The sequence below is a fragment of the Alicyclobacillus sp. ALC3 genome, from assembly GCF_028751195.1.
Lineage (GTDB): Bacteria > Bacillota > Bacilli > Alicyclobacillales > Alicyclobacillaceae > Alicyclobacillus_L.
In genome coordinates this window covers 3868697-3885393 of sequence record NZ_CP066784.1, presented here as the reverse complement: position 1 = coordinate 3885393, position 16697 = coordinate 3868697, and the positions used below count along the sequence as shown (strand labels likewise).

14 protein-coding genes and 1 pseudogene are annotated in these 16697 nt (G+C 55.6%); 2 read left to right on the top strand and 13 right to left on the bottom strand.

Features of this window, described 5'->3' with window-relative positions:
* Window positions 1-73: 73 nt before the first annotated feature.
* The 12 genes and pseudogenes from ruvB to yunB form a co-directional block, all read right to left on the bottom strand.
* On the bottom strand, window positions 74-1093 hold the full coding sequence (ruvB, locus tag JC200_RS17865) for a Holliday junction branch migration DNA helicase RuvB (RefSeq protein ID WP_274433057.1): 1020 nt from the start codon (window positions 1091-1093) through the stop codon (window positions 74-76).
* Between the two features lie 68 nt (window positions 1094-1161).
* Window positions 1162-1788, bottom strand: coding sequence for a Holliday junction branch migration protein RuvA (gene ruvA, locus JC200_RS17860; protein ID WP_274433056.1), 627 nt, complete (start codon window positions 1786-1788; stop codon window positions 1162-1164).
* Window positions 1785-2393 carry a crossover junction endodeoxyribonuclease RuvC gene (ruvC, locus tag JC200_RS17855; RefSeq protein WP_274433054.1) on the bottom strand — a complete coding sequence of 203 codons (609 nt, stop codon included), beginning with the start codon at window positions 2391-2393 and terminating at the stop codon, window positions 1785-1787. Before ruvC ends, ruvA begins: the two co-directional genes overlap by 4 nt.
* An 85-nt stretch (window positions 2394-2478) precedes the next feature.
* Window positions 2479-2787 carry a hypothetical protein gene (locus tag JC200_RS17850; protein ID WP_274433052.1) on the bottom strand — a complete coding sequence of 103 codons (309 nt, stop codon included), beginning with the start codon at window positions 2785-2787 and terminating at the stop codon, window positions 2479-2481.
* A gap of 146 nt (window positions 2788-2933) precedes the next feature.
* A complete protein-coding gene (locus JC200_RS17845) occupies window positions 2934-3668 on the bottom strand; it encodes a YebC/PmpR family DNA-binding transcriptional regulator (RefSeq protein WP_274433051.1) in 735 nt (244 codons plus the stop codon).
* Between the two features lie 155 nt (window positions 3669-3823).
* Window positions 3824-4948 carry an RNA-guided endonuclease InsQ/TnpB family protein gene (locus JC200_RS17840; RefSeq protein ID WP_274436587.1) on the bottom strand — a complete coding sequence of 375 codons (1125 nt, stop codon included), beginning with the start codon at window positions 4946-4948 and terminating at the stop codon, window positions 3824-3826.
* 7 nt (window positions 4949-4955) lie between these two features.
* A pseudogene (locus JC200_RS17835) lies at window positions 4956-5571 on the bottom strand (IS607 family transposase).
* A gap of 129 nt (window positions 5572-5700) precedes the next feature.
* Window positions 5701-6552, bottom strand: a complete 852-nt coding sequence (locus JC200_RS17830; protein ID WP_274433050.1) for an NAD+ synthase — start codon at window positions 6550-6552, stop codon at window positions 5701-5703.
* Window positions 6549-7475 carry a nitrilase-related carbon-nitrogen hydrolase gene (locus JC200_RS17825; protein ID WP_274433049.1) on the bottom strand — a complete coding sequence of 309 codons (927 nt, stop codon included), beginning with the start codon at window positions 7473-7475 and terminating at the stop codon, window positions 6549-6551. Before JC200_RS17825 ends, JC200_RS17830 begins: the two co-directional genes overlap by 4 nt.
* 76 nt (window positions 7476-7551) lie before the next feature.
* A complete protein-coding gene (locus JC200_RS17820; protein ID WP_274433048.1) occupies window positions 7552-8583 on the bottom strand; it encodes a phosphotransferase in 1032 nt (343 codons plus the stop codon).
* Window positions 8584-8588: 5 nt separating this feature from the next.
* Window positions 8589-9800 (bottom strand): LysM peptidoglycan-binding domain-containing protein, encoded by a 1212-nt coding sequence (locus tag JC200_RS17815; protein WP_274433047.1) that lies wholly within the window; start codon window positions 9798-9800, stop codon window positions 8589-8591.
* Between the two features lie 153 nt (window positions 9801-9953).
* The gene (yunB, locus tag JC200_RS17810; protein WP_274433046.1) at window positions 9954-10658 is read right to left on the bottom strand and encodes a sporulation protein YunB; all 705 of its coding nucleotides are present in this window, start codon (window positions 10656-10658) and stop codon (window positions 9954-9956) included.
* A 150-nt stretch (window positions 10659-10808) separates the two neighbouring features.
* Between yunB and JC200_RS17805 the strand changes: the two genes are divergently transcribed.
* A complete protein-coding gene (locus JC200_RS17805; RefSeq protein WP_274433045.1) occupies window positions 10809-13658 on the top strand; it encodes a transglycosylase domain-containing protein in 2850 nt (949 codons plus the stop codon).
* 109 nt (window positions 13659-13767) lie between these two features.
* Here JC200_RS17805 and JC200_RS17800 read toward each other — a convergent pair whose 3' ends face one another.
* Window positions 13768-16134: an endonuclease MutS2 gene (locus tag JC200_RS17800; RefSeq protein ID WP_274433044.1), complete on the bottom strand. Its 2367-nt coding sequence runs from the start codon at window positions 16132-16134 to the stop codon at window positions 13768-13770.
* Between the two features lie 172 nt (window positions 16135-16306).
* Here JC200_RS17800 and JC200_RS17795 point away from each other — a divergent pair, with 172 nt between their 5' ends.
* A complete protein-coding gene (locus JC200_RS17795) occupies window positions 16307-16654 on the top strand; it encodes a phage holin family protein (protein ID WP_274433043.1) in 348 nt (115 codons plus the stop codon).
* The last annotated feature ends 43 nt before the right edge of the window (window positions 16655-16697 follow it).

Genomic DNA, 16697 nt, shown 5'->3' with positions numbered 1-16697 from the left:
CTGCGTCGTATAAACAGCAAATTTCTGCAGTTTTTTGGAAGTATCGAGCTGCTCGTGTGGCGACTGTACCAACTCACACGAGCGGCTGCGTTCGAACCACATCCGGAGGCTCAATTCCCAGGTGCTTGTAGGCTCCGAGCGCAGCCTGACGACCACGCGGTGTTCTCTGAATCAAGCCCATTTGCAATAAATAGGGTTCGTAGACATCCTCAATAGTACCGGCCTCTTCACCAATCGTTGCGGCTAGTGTTTCAAGTCCTACTGGCCCTCCCTGAAACTTGTAAATAATCGACTCAAGCAACTTGTAGTCCACTTCGTCAAGGCCGAGGGCATCGACTTGCAAGCGTTGTAGAGCAGTCTGTGCAACCTCGAGGTCGAGTAATGGCGCGTCCGCTACTTGAGCGAAGTCACGAACCCGTTTTAACAGACGATTCGCCACCCGCGGCGTTCCTCTCGACCGACGAGCAATTTCAGCGGCTGCCGCTGGAGCGATTGGTAGTCGCAAAATTCCGGCACTGCGGGTTACAATCTTTGTCAGGTCCGCCACCGAGTAATAGTCCAAGTGTACTATAACGCCAAAGCGATCGCGAAATGGCGCTGACAGAAGCCCTGCCCGCGTCGTTGCTCCCACAAGAGTAAAGGGCGGCAGGTCGAGCCGGACAGACCTCGCACTTGGTCCTTTGCCAAGCAGGATGTCAATCCCGTAGTCCTCCATCGCCGGGTACAGCACTTCCTCTACCGACTTTGAAAGCCTATGAATCTCATCAATAAACAGAACATCGCCAGGTTGAAGATTGGTCACCAGCCCCGCTAAGTCGCCCGGCTTCTCAATCGCCGGTCCGGACGTCACGCGAATGTGTACGCCTAGTTCATTCGCAATCACCATCGACAAGGACGTCTTCCCAAGACCCGGTGGACCGTATAACAGCACGTGGTCGAGCGACTCACTGCGCGCTTTCGCCGCTTGGATAAAAACGCGCAAATTGTCCTTGACGGCATTTTGACCAATATAGTCGTCCAAATAACGGGGGCGAAAAGACTCGAACGCCACGTCCTCGGCGTTCCACTCCGCCGATATGATGCGCTCTGACATACCCTCACCCCTTCATCTCGACAGCCGGAAAGCATCTCTCCAAACTGACGTTCAAACCACGTACCTGCTCAACCGACCAATCGCCGCAAGGCAAACTTGATGCCGTCCTCGACAGAACCAGGACCTTCTTCCTGCAAAACAGACTGTGCAACTTCCGCAGCCTGCCTTTCATTATATCCGAGCACCATCAGGGCCTCAACGATGTCCTTGCCAATGTTACCCAGTTGACTGAACGCAATGGAGGCACTAGTTCGCTTGTCTGTCGCTATGCTAGGAGCCGAAAACGGTATCGCCAAGCGCTCGACCTTGTCCTTTAGTTCCACAACAAACCGCTGTGCCGTCTTCTTCCCCACTCCAGGCAGAGTACAGAGGTAGGCCACGTCGTCCGCTGCGATGGCGGACAAAAAGGCGTTGGCAGAACTCGCAGACATCAGTTGCAACGCGCTCTTCGGGCCAACGCCAGAGACCGAGATCAGAAGTTCAAACCAATCACGGTCGTGATCGGTCAAAAAACCGAACAATAGCATTGCATCTTCTCGCACGTGGTAGTAGGTGAAGACCCGAATGTTGTCTCCGATTGAAAGCTGTGCCAACGCCGGATCTGTCATCCACACTCGGTACCCGACGCCGCTCACGTCGATATCCGCGAACCCCGTACCTGTCTGAAACACTTCTCCACGTAAGAATGCAATCACAATGTACCCCTCCGTGTCGTGCCAGGCCGCACACCCAATGGGGTGACGATTCGCCCGTGGTCGGCCCGTTCGGCGTCTGTGTTGCTGCTCTGCGCAAGTACGTCTCTGGCAGCGACAAGCGTTGCAGCGGTGTGTGCGTGCGTGATGGCAACTGCAAGAGCGTCGGCTGTGTCGTCCGGTCGCGGGCGCGAGCGCAAACCGAGCAGAAGCTTGACCATTTCCTGAACCTGAGTCTTATCCGCCTTACCGTACCCCGTCACCGCCAACTTGACTTGCATCGGCGTGTACTCGACTACCTCAAGGTTTGCCTGCGCCCCGCACAGCAAAGCCACGCCGCGGGCCTGGCCGACAGTGAACGCTGTGGTCGTGTTGCGGTTGAAAAACAGTTGCTCAACAGCCATCACTGACGGCTGGTAAGCTGCGATTGGTTGCTGAAGCTCGTCGTATATTTGGTAGAGCCGCTGTGGGTCTGTGCGATCGGGTGGCGTCTCGATGCATCCGAAGCAGAGTGCCTGCAGGCGACTCCCAACCACCTCAACTACGCCGTAACCCATGCGAGCAATGCCTGGATCGATGCCTAGAATGCGCGTGAGAAACACTCCCATCTCCAGCGTGCAATGCGCTTGGATTGGGAGTGAGATTCGCCGTATGCTGTTCAATTTCCTACTTGACGACTAGCGTTTGCACGGATTACACACCAGCGCGGTCGGACTGAAACGTTTGTGTGCCCAGTTCCCGCACATAGACGGGCATCTGGATCAGCCACGTCATGCGATGATCCAAGTGCCATCCTAGGTGGTCACCGGCGAAGGCATTCACAGCGTCCCCGTGCACAGGACGCACCTCCATCACCTCGCGACCGTTGCCGTACACCGTAAGAAACATGGCTTGTGACACATTGCCCACAAAGGCTGGTACGACCGTGCGTGACGCCACCTCGGCCTGGCTAAAATCCGTCGGTGCAGGTGTGTCCGCGAAGGCGACGTGAGGCCATGCCATGGTGATTGCCCCTGTGACGATAGTTGCACCTAGCAACCCGCGTACGCTCTGTCTACCTGTCGCGTTCCCCCTTGACCGCATCATTCTTCACCTCGCCCGAGTGCTGTCTATTTCCTCTGGCCATAGCATGTCTCGGACGTGTCGAATTATTCCTCTGCGATTAAGAAGTTAGCGTACACGTTTTGCACGTCATCGTTGTTCTCAAGCGCTTCGACAAGGTCGAGGATGGGGTCTGCTTGCTCCTCTGTCAGTTCGACAGTCGTTGTTGGTTCGTAGGAGAGCTCCGCGTCGGCAAGCGCAATCTTTTCAGCCTCCAAGGCATCGCGAACCCGGGCAAACGATTCGACAGCCGTGGTTACGACATAGCTGTCATGGTCTTCCTTCAAGTCATCAGCCCCAGCTTCGAGCACAAGCATCATCAAATCGTCCATTGACATAGGACAGGAGTCTTTTTCAATTTCAATTCGACCGACTCGGTTGAACATCCAACTGACGCACCCGGTTTCGCCAAGGTTCCCACTGCGTTTGGAAAAGATGTGTCGAACGTCAGCAGCTGTCCGATTTCGGTTATCAGTCACAATCTCGAGCATGACCGCGACACCGCCTGGTCCATACCCCTCGTACAATAGTTCCTCATACGTCACGCCTGGCATTGAACCGGTCGCTTTGGCAATCGTGCGGGCGATGCTGTCCGCAGGCAGATTGTTCTGTTTGGCATTCTCAAGCGCGACTTTCAAGCGGAAGTTCGTGTCTGGGTTGCCACCGGCTTCTTTCGCAGCATGATAAATGTCCCGTGACAGCTTCGTGAACAACTGCCCACGAACAGCGTCCTGCTTTCCCTTTCGCCGTTGAATATTGTGCCATTTAGAGTGCCCAGACATCTAGCGGCCTGCTACTGAAAACATAGACAAACGTCCATGCTAGAGTTTTCCTGCTTCAACGTGTCCTGTCTCGCCAAATTCTCGCTACTGCAGTTTGTGCGACACTCCACAGGCGTAAATTCCGACGTAGCCCGCCGTACATATACACGGTCTCGTTAAGTGAGTACCATGTACTCGTGCGCTTGCATGAGATTCACTGCCGCATTCAAGTCTCTGTCCATTTCGTTACCGCAGGATTCACAAACATACACGCGCTCAGAAAGGGAGAGATTCACCTTTTTATTGCCGCAACACGAGCATATTTTGCTGGATGGGTAGAACGGTGAAACTTCTCGAAGTTCGATACCCAGTTTTCTACACGTATTTGCGAGCGTGAGCTTGAAGTCATAAAACCCTTGGCTACTTATGGATTTACTCAAATGTCGGTTGCGTACCATCCCTTTGATGTTTAATCGTTCAATCGCGATATACGCTGGCTTGGTTTTCACCAACATATTCACGACGTGGGTGCGGTAGGCACTTCTCATGTTTGCAAGACGCATTTGTGACTTCTGTACTCTCAGCACGTTTTTGGCTATGTTACTTCCGCATTCAGTAGCAGATTTCACCTTCTTTCTGTGCTCATATTTACGGGATAACGCCCGTTGCGTTCGCTTCAGACGTTTTTCTGCGCGTCTGATTGCGGAAGATTTGTTGATGTTCTTAAAAATGCGTCCATCGCTACAAATGGCAAAGTCTTTGATGCCAAGATCAATCCCAATTCCTTCACCCGTCGCTCTTTCGGGCATTGATTCTTCTCGCTCGACTGTCACGCTCACAAAGTATCGGTCGGCCCTTTGCGTGACCGTTCCGCCTGTGACCTTCACGCCGATAGGGAGATAGGCGAACTCTTTGAGGCGCACCCACCCGATGGTTGGAATTTTGATTCGGTGGCGTTCAATCGTCCAGTCTCCCGCGTTGTTTTTGGGTGCATAGAAGCTAGTGTTTTGCACTCGTTTTTTCTTGAACGTAGGGAACTGCGCTTGTTTCTTAAAAAACCGTTTGTAAGCCGTTTCCGCACTGACGATGGCTTTTTTACGGCCTTTTGATGAAACCTCTTTAATCCACGGGCACTCAACCGAATGAACGTTATTAACCCACTTATCAAAATCATTCGCAGACATGAACCTGTTGCCGTTTGCGTATCGCTCTTTGTTCGTCGCTAGGAACAGATTATACAGATAGCGACAGACACCGAACGTTTTGTTTAGTTGCCGTTTTTGTTCGCCTGTTGGTTTGATCTCGGTTTTATAGGCTCTTAACATTCCGGGTCATCTTTTATCTTCTTTTTATATTTCCTCAAACCGTAAATACGGCAAGAAAAGACGTGGATGATCGAAATGAGATCCTGAACCATCTCTTCCTGAGGCGAAAGTGTTTCGTTGTTGACAATGACCATTTCAACGCCTCGTGACGTGAGAAAGGTTTCAAACCAATCAAAACCAAAGCGAACAAAGCGATCTTTATGCGATACGAAAATACGACTTACTTTTCCGTCGAAAGCAAGCTGCAACAGTTCATTCCACTTCTTGCGCTTGTAATTCAATCCGCTCCCGATTTCTTGAATCACTTCATCCACAATGATCCCGCGAGCGTTCACAAACTCGCGCAGAAAATGAACTTGGTTAGCAAGATCATCTTTCTGACCCTGATTGGATACGCGAGCGTAAATCACCGACCTTCCCTTTGCTGTGTTCGTCACCGACTTGCCGATGCATTCTAGATATTGTTCGTGTGTATAAAACCTCCTATCTGTCGGCGTTCTGTAAGCCTTTAACTTCCCCTCCGTATCCCACCGTTGAAGCGTTCGTACAGTAACATTCAACAGTCCAGCAAATTCGTGTGGCTTATATGTCTTTTCCATGTCTATGTTTTACCACGCTAATCGTTATTTGCCTATACTATCATCAACATTTTAATTCCTCCTTCCCGGTTTGCCCCCGACATGTTTCCGATATTCAAACACCAAGTATTCCACACTCAGTAGTGTAGCTCACTGTCCCCAGTCACGCAGATAACGGAAGTCAATCCCGATTGTCCGGTTCGACACTTTCGCAATGATTGGCGGCTTGCGTTTGTAGTGGTTGCGCGCAATCCGTCGACAGATGGTCTCCACCAGTTCGGGTCGCGCTCCGGCCGCAACGAGTCGAGCGGGATCGACACGCAAGTCGACCAACTGGAACAACAGTTCATCCGCTTCGTCATAGGAGAACCCGAGTTCCTGTTCGTCAGTTTGGTCCTCCCACAAGTCGGCACTCGGCGCTTTGTCCAAAATACTCTGCGGTACCCCGATAACTTTAGACAACTGCCGCACTTGAAATTTATATAGGTCGCCGACAGGGTTCAGCGCGCTGGCCAAATCCCCAAACTGAGTACCGTATCCGAGCAGCAGTTCCGTTTTGTTGCTTGTGCCAAGGACAAGTGCGCCAAAATGAGCAGACAAGTCAAAGAGCGTCGCCATTCTCGCCCGCGCCATCCGGTTTCCGCGACGAAGGGCATTTGCCTTGACGCCGAGCACCTGATCGATAGTGTCAAAGTAAGCGTCGACTGACGCCGTGATGGGTACTGTGAAAGACGGAATGTCCAAGTCATTGACAACCTGCTCGGCGTCCGAAAGGCTGGCTTGACTGCTTGTTTGATAGGGCATGAGTACGGCCCGCACGTGGTTTCGCCCAAGTGCTTGGGTAGCCAAATACGCGACGAGCGCAGAGTCGATGCCGCCCGAAAGTCCAAAGACTGCCGTATCGAGCCCGGTCTTTTGAACTTCTTCGCGGATGAAGGCAACGAGGACCTCAATCGTCAAATCTGAGTTGAGCGTCAACTGCCGAGCAATCGCTTCCTTCACAATCCGTCCTCCTCGTTACGGCGGATCAATCGGGACAACTCGCGACGAACAAACTCTGGCCTCTCATCGCGCAGGACCGCGCTCAGATACCGGGCGCGCCGCACAGCCGACGGGTCGAACTCAGCAAAGACTAACGCCTCTTCAATCTTTGGCGCTTCAGCTAAGAATTCACCGGCAGCCGATACCGCAACAGAGCCGCCGAAAAAGTTCACGCCGTCTTCAAACCCAGTGCGATTCACAAACGCCAAGTTGAAGCCAAAAATCTGCGCATAGGTCTGCACTAGTTGGCGCCAAAAAGCCTGAGAACCGAAGTGACGACTATCCGTCACGCTGCGTGCCGGGCTGTTCGAAGGTAATATGACCAAGTCGGCCCCACCAAGCGCAAGCAGATTGGGGCTCGAGGGATGCCACGCGTCCTCACAAATCATTATACCTACTCGCCCAAACCGCGTGGAGAACGTACGGAACCCATCCCCGTGCGCAAAATACCGTCCCTCATCAAACATTCCGTACGTAGGCAAGTATACTTTGCGATGAACGCCTGCCACCTCTCCACCTGACGCATACACCGCCGTTACGTAAAACAGATGCGACTCGGACTCTTCTACAAAGCTGAACACGACATCGACGTTCGTGCTCGCGCGAACCAGTCGTTGGATTTGCGGGTGATGGAGTGGACGGGCAACATCCAGCGTCAAATCTTGGACTTGATACCCCGTGACGCCCAGTTCCGGAAACACAACCAGTTCTGCTTCCTTGGCACGGGCTGTTTCAATCCACTCTAGATGCTTGTCCAAGTTGGCCGAAACCTCACCGAGCAGTGGGCGAATTTGGGCCAACGCCACGCGAATTCGTTCCGTAACCGACACTCCTCTCGCAAGTGTCCCCTCACAGCGCAGGTCGCGCAGAGCGGAACACTGCATTCCGCCCCTAGTATACATTGGCGACCTGCGATGTCAAAGACGGTTACGCCTGTGAGTCTGGGTCTAGCCGCCTCATCTATAGTCGGTACATGGCTTCACGCCAACGCATCTGTCGCAGACGTTCCTTCTCCGCTGCGTCGCGCACGCGTCTTTGGCCCTGTGCCGGATAATCGTCACGCGCCCACTCCATCACTGCACGAGTCACGAGGTCCGGAAAGCGAAGCAGTTTCCAGGCAAACAACTGCCTCTCTGCGGACAACGGACAGATTCGTTGGTACGCATCGAGAACATCTGTGAAATGACGAGCGCCCGGGTCACACAGAGCGAACGTGTGATTGGATACCTGCATCAGGTCGCCAAGCGGGTCATCCCAACCGGCGTGATCAAAATCAATCAGGGCCACAGGCGCAGCAGCTGTAGTCCACAAGACATTGTGCGGTGCGACATCGCGGTGACACAGCGCTCGCCGAAATGGCACTGGTAGTGCATGTGCGCCTAACTCCGCTCTCTCGGTTGCCGCTCGAACGGCATCGAGAGCGACTTCTGCAGCCGTACGCACTTCATCTTCAAGACTCTTGATATCCGGTTCACGCTCGCACGCTACAGGCCACACTTGCTGGAACACTCGCCACTTTTCGAACAATTTAATGTCCAGTGTGCCGCCTGACAATTCATGCCACTCTGGCCCTCCGACAAGCGGGTGGTCCAACTCGGTCAGACGGGCTGTCCAGCGATGGACATGTGCCAGTGTTGCAACCGTGGTGAGTTTCTCCTCGACCTCAGTGAACCGAACATGTCTGCCTGGAAGCCACGGCTGAAGGTATCCAAATTCCCCGTCTGCCACCTCGACACGGTACGTACCCGCTCGCGTGGGAAGCGGGCCTGCCGCCGGCAGACCCGAGTCCGACAGGTTGTCGGCCAGCAGAGCTAGGAGTGAGAGGCGGCGCTCCGTATCTCGTGGCCGGGCAGACTTCCAAACAAAACGCATGCCGTCTGCCGCGACTACGCCAACTACTGTCTTTAACCGTACAAGCGCGTCAACCTCTACGCCGTAGGCACCTCTTAACAGGCTTGGGAGTCCCTCAGTCCCCGACAGACGGAACGGCAACCCAGTCATCCCTCTGCGTCTGGCAGTTTTCCACTGCTCGTATCCTTCTCAGTCGGGGTATCTGGCCAGTGCCAAGTTTCTGACGGTCGGCGCGGCGCGTCACTCGTCCCGTCCTTGCTTGAGTCGCCACCTTCTCTGTATAGGAAGGCGCCATCCGCGCCGGGACCTGTGCGCCAGCTCGAACTGGACTCCTGCCACAGGTCTTCGCGGCTGATGTTATTGACATCATAGTCAGTTAGATTCCTAAGCGGGATTCCGTAGTCCGCTTGCGTGTTAGGTTCGGTTGGCACGTAGACCGGATACGGGGGCAGGACCATGTTGTCATACCACACATTGCGAATAGGATTGTGCGTGTGTGGTCCGTCCCCTTGCGGGTAATTCGGCAACCCCGACCACTGGGCACCGTAACCCGCCCCTTGTGGCAGGTCTGTCGCGTAACCCGGCGCCTGCGGCATCGCCCCGACGCTCGGATACCCATAGCCTGGCGCCTGCGGCATCGCCCCGGCGCTCGGATACCCATACCCTGGCGCCTGCGGCATCGCCCCGGCGCTCGGATACCCATACCCCGGCCCCTGCGGCATCGCCCCGGCGCTCGGATACCCATAGCCTGGCGCCTGTGTTGGGTGTGGGTACTGTTGCCCACCGCTCGCGTCGTAACCGGGTCCTTGCGGCCATCCCCAGGAAGCTTGCCCCGAGCCGTGCACGGCACCTGGTTGCGCTTGGTGTGAAGGCACAGCGGCCGGTACCTGACCAGCAGTACCCGGTACGTATATCACGTCACCTGGCTGTAGGCTGACAGACTGCCTCGGGTTCATCCTTCGCAGACTGTCAACGGGCACATTGTACATGCCAGCTACGGTGTCCCAACTCTCACCCGGTTGTATGACGTGCGGCCAGACGAATCCAAAATACGGAGCCGTCCCGCCATGTGCCTGGCCATGCACGACACTCGGTGGCGCGACATTCGCTGCTTTTGCAGTTCCATGTGCATGAGGGCCCCCAAACTGCGGACCCTCGCCAGGTCCAGGTGGCTCTGCCGCTCCGACAAAGGGTGTAGCTTCCTTCCCAAGCTCAGGTATCGACAGTACAGACCCGGGCTGTAAATGGTTCGGGTCATGCACCTGTGGGTTTGCTGCCATTAACAGGTTGAGCCGAACTCCAGTGATTTTGCTGATGTTCCACATCGTATCGCCATCGCGGACAATGTACTTTTTCATGTCAGCCTCCTCCTCCCACCTCTCTGGTGAGGCATCGCTGACACAGTATATGCGCCCACTGTGCGTGTGCCCGGGGAGGACAACCGTCCGTCCTTCGTCCACAACCAAATTGGGCGCATGCCCATCCAGAAGGGCAGCGTCGGAGACTTTTCTCTACGGGTGCTGGGAACCGTTATATAGGTAGGTGTTTGGCACTGACCCACCAAACACAATGTAGGCGACAGGGAGGACGGCGTGGACCGTTGTCGGCGTAGCAGTAAGCGGAGTTAAGACGCGAACTGTCGCGGTCAGCTCGAGGTCGACTTCGTGGACGGACTGGTTGATCCCGACCGTCTTGGCCTGCGTGTGAACACTGCCGTGCGCATGACCAATCAGTGTAAAGCGAACAGGTAACTGCGGCCCCACAACACCGAACAGTGCCCCGCCGACCACTTCGCCAACGGGCAGTCGGAACGTCTCCCGTGACAGCTTTAAGAGGTCTTCGTTTGCGCGACGCGTTACCAGCGACTGCAGTTGTGCAATGGCGCCAAAGTCAAATCTGGCGACGGACAGATCGCCAGCGTGATCGCGTTCCACTTGCACAAGCGGTGGCATCTCAGCTTGGACTGCAAGTTGTTCAGTCAGCGCCTCATTGAGGGCGTCTGTTGCGGCTCTGGCCGCGATCGCTTGTCCGGTGGCGAGGACAACGGGGCGCACTTTCACTTCCATCAACCGAAGTGCCCCAATGAGCGTTGCCAAGACACCAAAAATCAACAGCCAGTAGCCAGGCAAACGGAAGCTCGTCATACCCTGCCCAGTCGCATGGAGACTGCGGACGGAGCGTCTCGTCCCCACACTGCGAAACCGCTTGCCAGCCATTTCTGCCAGCCCCCTTTGTCCATGTATACGCTGGGAGTTGGCGCAGATACACGTGTCGTGTTGACCTCAAGACTTTCCAGGCAATCCTATGCTTTGACCGCTTTTTCGACAACTCGTATAATCTTGTCTAACGGGGGGAGGAACCAAAGAATGCAGAGGCGCACTAAGCCGTCAGGTCCGGCAGAGCGCAGCGACAGTCCGAAACAAGCTCGCTCCAAGCAGCCCCAACGCGAGGGGCGGCATCCGGTTCGGACGGTTTTGAAGTGGGCGAGCCTCGGGTTGGGCGGGCTCGTCATTGTCCTCGTCGGCGCCGGGGTAGGATACGCGACCGCCATGCTCAAGGGCCTGCCGAAAATATCGGCGAGCACGTTTAGCAACTTGAGTCAAGCATCGGTGGTTTACGACATTCACGGAAAGGTAATCGGGCGCTACACGTCAAGTGGGGACCGTCAGCCGATTGCATCGGTTGACCAAGTGTCTCCATTCCTCGCGAATGCCTTCATTGCAGCAGAGGACAAGACGTTTCGCACCAACATCGGGATCAACCCGTTAGCAATGGCTCGCGCTTTTGTGGAAGACGTCACCAGTCATCACATTCAAAGCGGGGCCAGTACCATCACCCAACAGACCGTCAAACTGGCCGTTTTCCCGGCACAGCAGCGAGACCTTAAAAGAAAAATTCAAGAAATTGCTTTGGCACTCAAACTGAATCATATCTTAACCAAAAACGAAATCCTCACCGACTACATGAACTGGGTCTATATGGGGGACATGGGCGGAACGCCTGTCTACGGCGTGCAATCCGCTTCACAGATCCTGTTCCACACCAGCCCCAAAAACCTCAACATCGCAGAGGCGTCGTTGATGGCGGGGATGGTGAACAACGCGTACCTGTTCTCTCCATACGTGTTCCCGCAAAACGCGATCGCCCGTCAGCACTATGTGTTACAGCAAATGCTCAGGAACCACTTCATCACGTCAGCGCAGTACCAGTCAGCCATTAACTACCCAGTGATTAAACACATTTTTCCTGCGCAGGCGTCAGCAAACACCAACTACCCGCTATTAATGGTCGACGAAATCACGCCTCGAGTGGTTCAGGACCTCGTCAAAGCGGGGCTGTACTCGACCACGCAGCAGGCGTTTGACGCATTGCCAACCGCGGGCTATCAGATTCATACGTCGCTTAACTTGAGTGTTCAAGACCACGTCGACAACGTGCTCGCACAAGACCAACTGTTTGGAAACACGAACCAATTGATACCCGGCACAAAGAATAAGTACGACCTCTACAACGCAGGTGTGACGATTATTAACAACCAAACGGGCGGCATCACAGCGATTGGCATCGGGCGTGATTCCCCGAAGGACATCCAGCTTGATCAGATTGATCACGCCAATATTGCCCGCCAGCCTGGTTCATCCGTGAAACCACTGATTGACTATGGACCGGCTTTTAATCTGCACAGAGAGACAGCCGGTACCTGGTTGCCTGATGTTCCGGTGCAGTATCCAGGCGGACCCGGCCAAAAGCCGTACGCACCAAAGGACGACACGCTCACGTGGCAGGGGCTCGTCAGTGTACGCACTGCCCTCGTCGAATCAATCAACGTTCCAGCCGTCGAAACCCTCGACAAAATAACACCTCAAGTGGGTACTAGCTATTTTGCAAAAGAAGGAATTCCAGTTGGCGCCACTACGATCAATGGTCAACCTACGCTGGTCAAATCAGACACACAGCAACTCGCGACCGCCATCGGCGGCATGACGCACGGCCTCACAGTCGAACAAATGACGAGCGCCTATACAACGTTCCCGAATCAGGGCACGTGGCGGCAGTCATACGTCATTTCAAGCATCGATGACCGGACGGGGAATCGAGTGTATCAAGTGCACCAACAGGTTAACCAGGTGTTCAGCCCGCAAACTGCGTGGGTCATGACGAACATCCTGCACGACGTGATTTACCGGTCTGACGGAACCGCCGCGACGACAAGCGGGTCAGACATTTCCACGACGTTCCCCGGCCAGTACATTTCAGGAAAGACAGGGACCACCGATACGCAGGGCGATGGCTGGTTTATCGGCTACACCCAGAAGTACACAGCGGGTATTTGGATGGGCTACAACAACCATGAGCGCATTCCAACGGCGTACTACCCGCTTAAGTTCACACTTTGGAGCGACATCATGAAGCCGCTCCTAACCAAGTATCCAGCCAACCAACCGTGGCCGAAACCACCTGGTATCGTCACGGCGGCGGTCTGCGCAGACTCTGGACAGATGCCGAGCACCTTGTGTAAACAAGACAACGCCGTCTACAATGAGTACTTCATTCAAGGAACGGAGCCAAGTATAGTAGACACGGCGCACGTACTTGTGGATTACACAGTGTACCAGGGCAAGCGCTACCTTGCGACGACTGCAACCCCTGCAAGCCAGGTACGGACGGGAATTTTCATCAACCCGCCGTTTAAGTTACCGCTATCGGCTCCAACGATGATGGACAGCCAGTTCGTGCCAACGCAGCCTGACCCACGCGGCGGTACCGTATTATTGGCGCCAACCGGCGGTCAGCTGCCTAGCGCCATTAACCCACCGAGCAACGTGAACGCCGTACTTGCAACGGATGGAAGCAGCGTAACTGTAACTTGGGGCCACGTTCCCGGAGCGACGGGATACCTCGTCAGCCGCTCCACTTCACCGAGTGGTCCGTTCGTCACCATTGGGGGCCCAATGACCCAAACAACCTTCACCGACAGCAGCCTGCCGCCAAACTCGACAGACTTGTATTACCAGGTGTATGCGACGTCGAGCCAAGGCATGTCGGACCCATCTGCGGAAATCACCGTTCATCTGACAGCGCCAACGACAGGTGGCGGAGGCACGGGTGGATCAGGCGGCCAGACAGGGAATACAGTCGGAACCCCTCCTACAGGGAACCAATCAGGGGGCGGAACCGGGAGAAGGACCGGAAACAGTACGGGATCGAACGGGTAATCGTTGTGAAGGGGCCAACCCAGACGGCATTGAAAATGCCTGACGGGATGGCCCCTTTTAAGGAGTTAACAGCTCCGAATCCTCGCTCCACTCGTGCTGCAGGTCAAGCCTATTTGCGCAGCGACACCACCGTGACGCCGTCACCGCCTTCTCCCGGTCCACCAGGCGCCCACGACGAAACGTGCGGGTGATGCGCAAGTTCGTGCCGCACGGCGTCGCGCAGTGCACCTGTTCCCTTCCCGTGAATCACAGCGACTCGTCCAAGACCATTCACCACTGCGTCGTCCAGATACTTGTCGAGCCGCATTAACCCTTCATCCACCGTCTCACCGCGGATGTCGATCTCGATCCGCACTTCCTTGGCCAAACCGGGGCGCTTGACTGTGGCTGCAGCAGCCTGTGCCTTGGGCGCATTTTGCAGCAGTTCGACGTCAGAGGCCGTGACCTTCATCTTCAGCGCGCCCATTTGGACGACAAGAGAATCACCGTCGACTTCAAGTACTTCGCCTTTTTGTCCTAGCCTCAACACGCGAACCGAGGCGCCCGGATGAATGGGGTGAGCGTCTTTTGCGCCGCTCTTTTCACCGTGTCCAGTACGACCGCGGCGAGATGTCGGCGCTTGCGGCATCGCCTCCTCTAACTGTTTGCGAAGGGCAACCAGTTCGTGGTCCTTGACGCCCGCTTCTGCGCGCTCGCGCATCGCTCGGAGCTCCTTGATGATGCGCTCGGCCTCAGAATACGCCTTCTCCACCTCACGCCGAGCCCGCTGGGCCGCCTCGTTTCGAACGCGATCCGTGTCCGCGTCGAGTTTCGCCACGCGCTCTTCCCATTCAGTCTTCAACCTAGCCGTCTCCCGGCGTTCGGAAAGTGCCTGCGCAAGTGCTTCGTCTGTGGCACGTCGCGCACGGTCCATCTGCGCGATCACGTCCTCGACCCGGACATCCTCAGATGACAGTTGCGCACGCGCACGCGACAGCACCACTCGCGGTATACCGAGTCGCTCGGCAATGGCTAACGCGTTCGACCGCCCTGGAATCCCGATCGACAACCGGTATGTCGGCTGCAGTGTTTCCACATTAAATTCCACACTGGCGTTCACCGCATTCGGTTCAGTAAACGCGTACGCTTTGAGTTCCGGGTAGTGTGTCGTCACTGCAATCCTGCAGCCGCGTTCCTTTAGTTCCTCCAGAATAGCAATAGCGAGCGCCGCGCCCTCTGTCGGGTCGGTTCCTGCGCCGAGTTCGTCAAGCAGCACCAGGCTGTGCGCCGTCACCTTCGAAAACAGTGGTACGACGTTTTTCATGTGCGACGAAAAGGTGGACAGACTTTGCTCAATACTTTGCTCATCGCCGATATCAACGTACACCTCGTCACACCAAGCAACGTCGCTCGGTCGTGCCGTCGAGATGAAACAGCCAGACATGGCAAGCAGCGTCATCAGGCCGAGCGTCTTCAACGTGACAGTCTTTCCGCCCGTATTCGGCCCTGTAATGAGCAGCATACGGAACGACTCCCCTAAGGTAATCGTAATGGGCACGGCCGTGTTGGGGTCGAGCAGCGGATGACGCGCCTCAGTGAGCCGCCACACCCCGTCGCTGCGCAGTGTCGGCCGCGTCCACTTGCGAGCATTGGCGTGACCCGCTTTTGCGAACCAAGTGTCAATTGTCGCCAGTTCTTCCGCGTTTGTGAGTAGGGGCTCGGCTGTCGACGCTACAACAGCGGACAGTGCTTGCAGGATGCGCTCAATCTCTCGCTCCTCTTCAGCCAGAATCGAGCGCACGCGCTGGTTAGCTTCCACGACCGGCTGTGGCTCAATAAACACGGTCGCCCCCGAAGCTGAGACGTCATGCACGATACCCGGTACCTGGTTTTTAAACTCCACTCGTACCGGCAGGCAAAAACTGTCGCCGCGCATAGCGATCACGGGCTCTTGCAGCAGTCGCTGGTGCCTGCGAAGCCAGTCGTCCAGCACTTGCCGCATGCGCTGCTCAAGTTGGCGCCGTTCCTGGCGCAGACGGTGCAGAGCAGGGCTCGCAGAGTCAGCGATGGTAGCGTCATCCAGTACCTGGCGTCGAATCTCTTGCTCCGTCTGGCGCGCGTCAAACAAACTGGTTACAGCAGCTTTCACATGAACCAAATCAATGTCCTGTTCGCGCCCTTCAACTGCTTGCCGAATGCTACGCCCCCCGGCGATAAAGTTGGCAATCGCAAGCAACTGGTCCGCAGACAGAACCCCGCCAATGATGGTCTTTCGAAGCCAGGGACGGACGTCCGTGATACCGCCGAACGCCGGCGCACCAAAACGCACAGTGAACTGCAGAGCTTCGTCCACAGCCTCAAGCTCCCGCGTTGCCTCTTCAAGGCTTGTATACGGATGCAGTGCAGTCATCCGGGCACGCCCCAAACTGCATGCAACAAAGGACAGCATATCGGACTTGACACGTTCAAATTCAAGAATTCGCTCAGCGCGATCCATAATCCATTTTGACTCCCGTCAACAGGGCGAAATGCCCCAACTCATGGTCAGTCGGAACTCAGTCGTACCTTTTCAGCAGTCGTGAGCGTCCCGAAAAATACCACCCGATTGTATCACATGAAGGCATTCTTCGCGGGCAACCTATGCCTGTACCGCGAAGGGGGGATTACGCATGAACATCTTAGGTACCATTGTTCGGTTTGTTGTGTCGGCGCTGGTTCTGATGTTCGTCGGCTTCCTCGTCCCCGGGTTTGGTCACTTGAGCTTCGGCTCAGCAATTGTGGCCGCTGTCGTCATTGCACTCCTCGGGTGGGCCATGGAGGCACTTTTTGGTCGACGGATCTCGCCTTACGGCCGTGGTCTCGTTGGCTTTATCTCCGGTGCCGTTGTCTTGTATGTAGCACAGCTGTTTGTGCCGGCAATGCACGTCACCATCCTCGGTGCGCTGCTCGCCTCACTGGTGATCGGCATCATCGACCTGTTCATCCCGACAGAAATGCGCGGACGAACGCCCACGTAACAGCTCGAGCAGGGGGGGCGCACAGCCCCCATCCGCTCGTCCA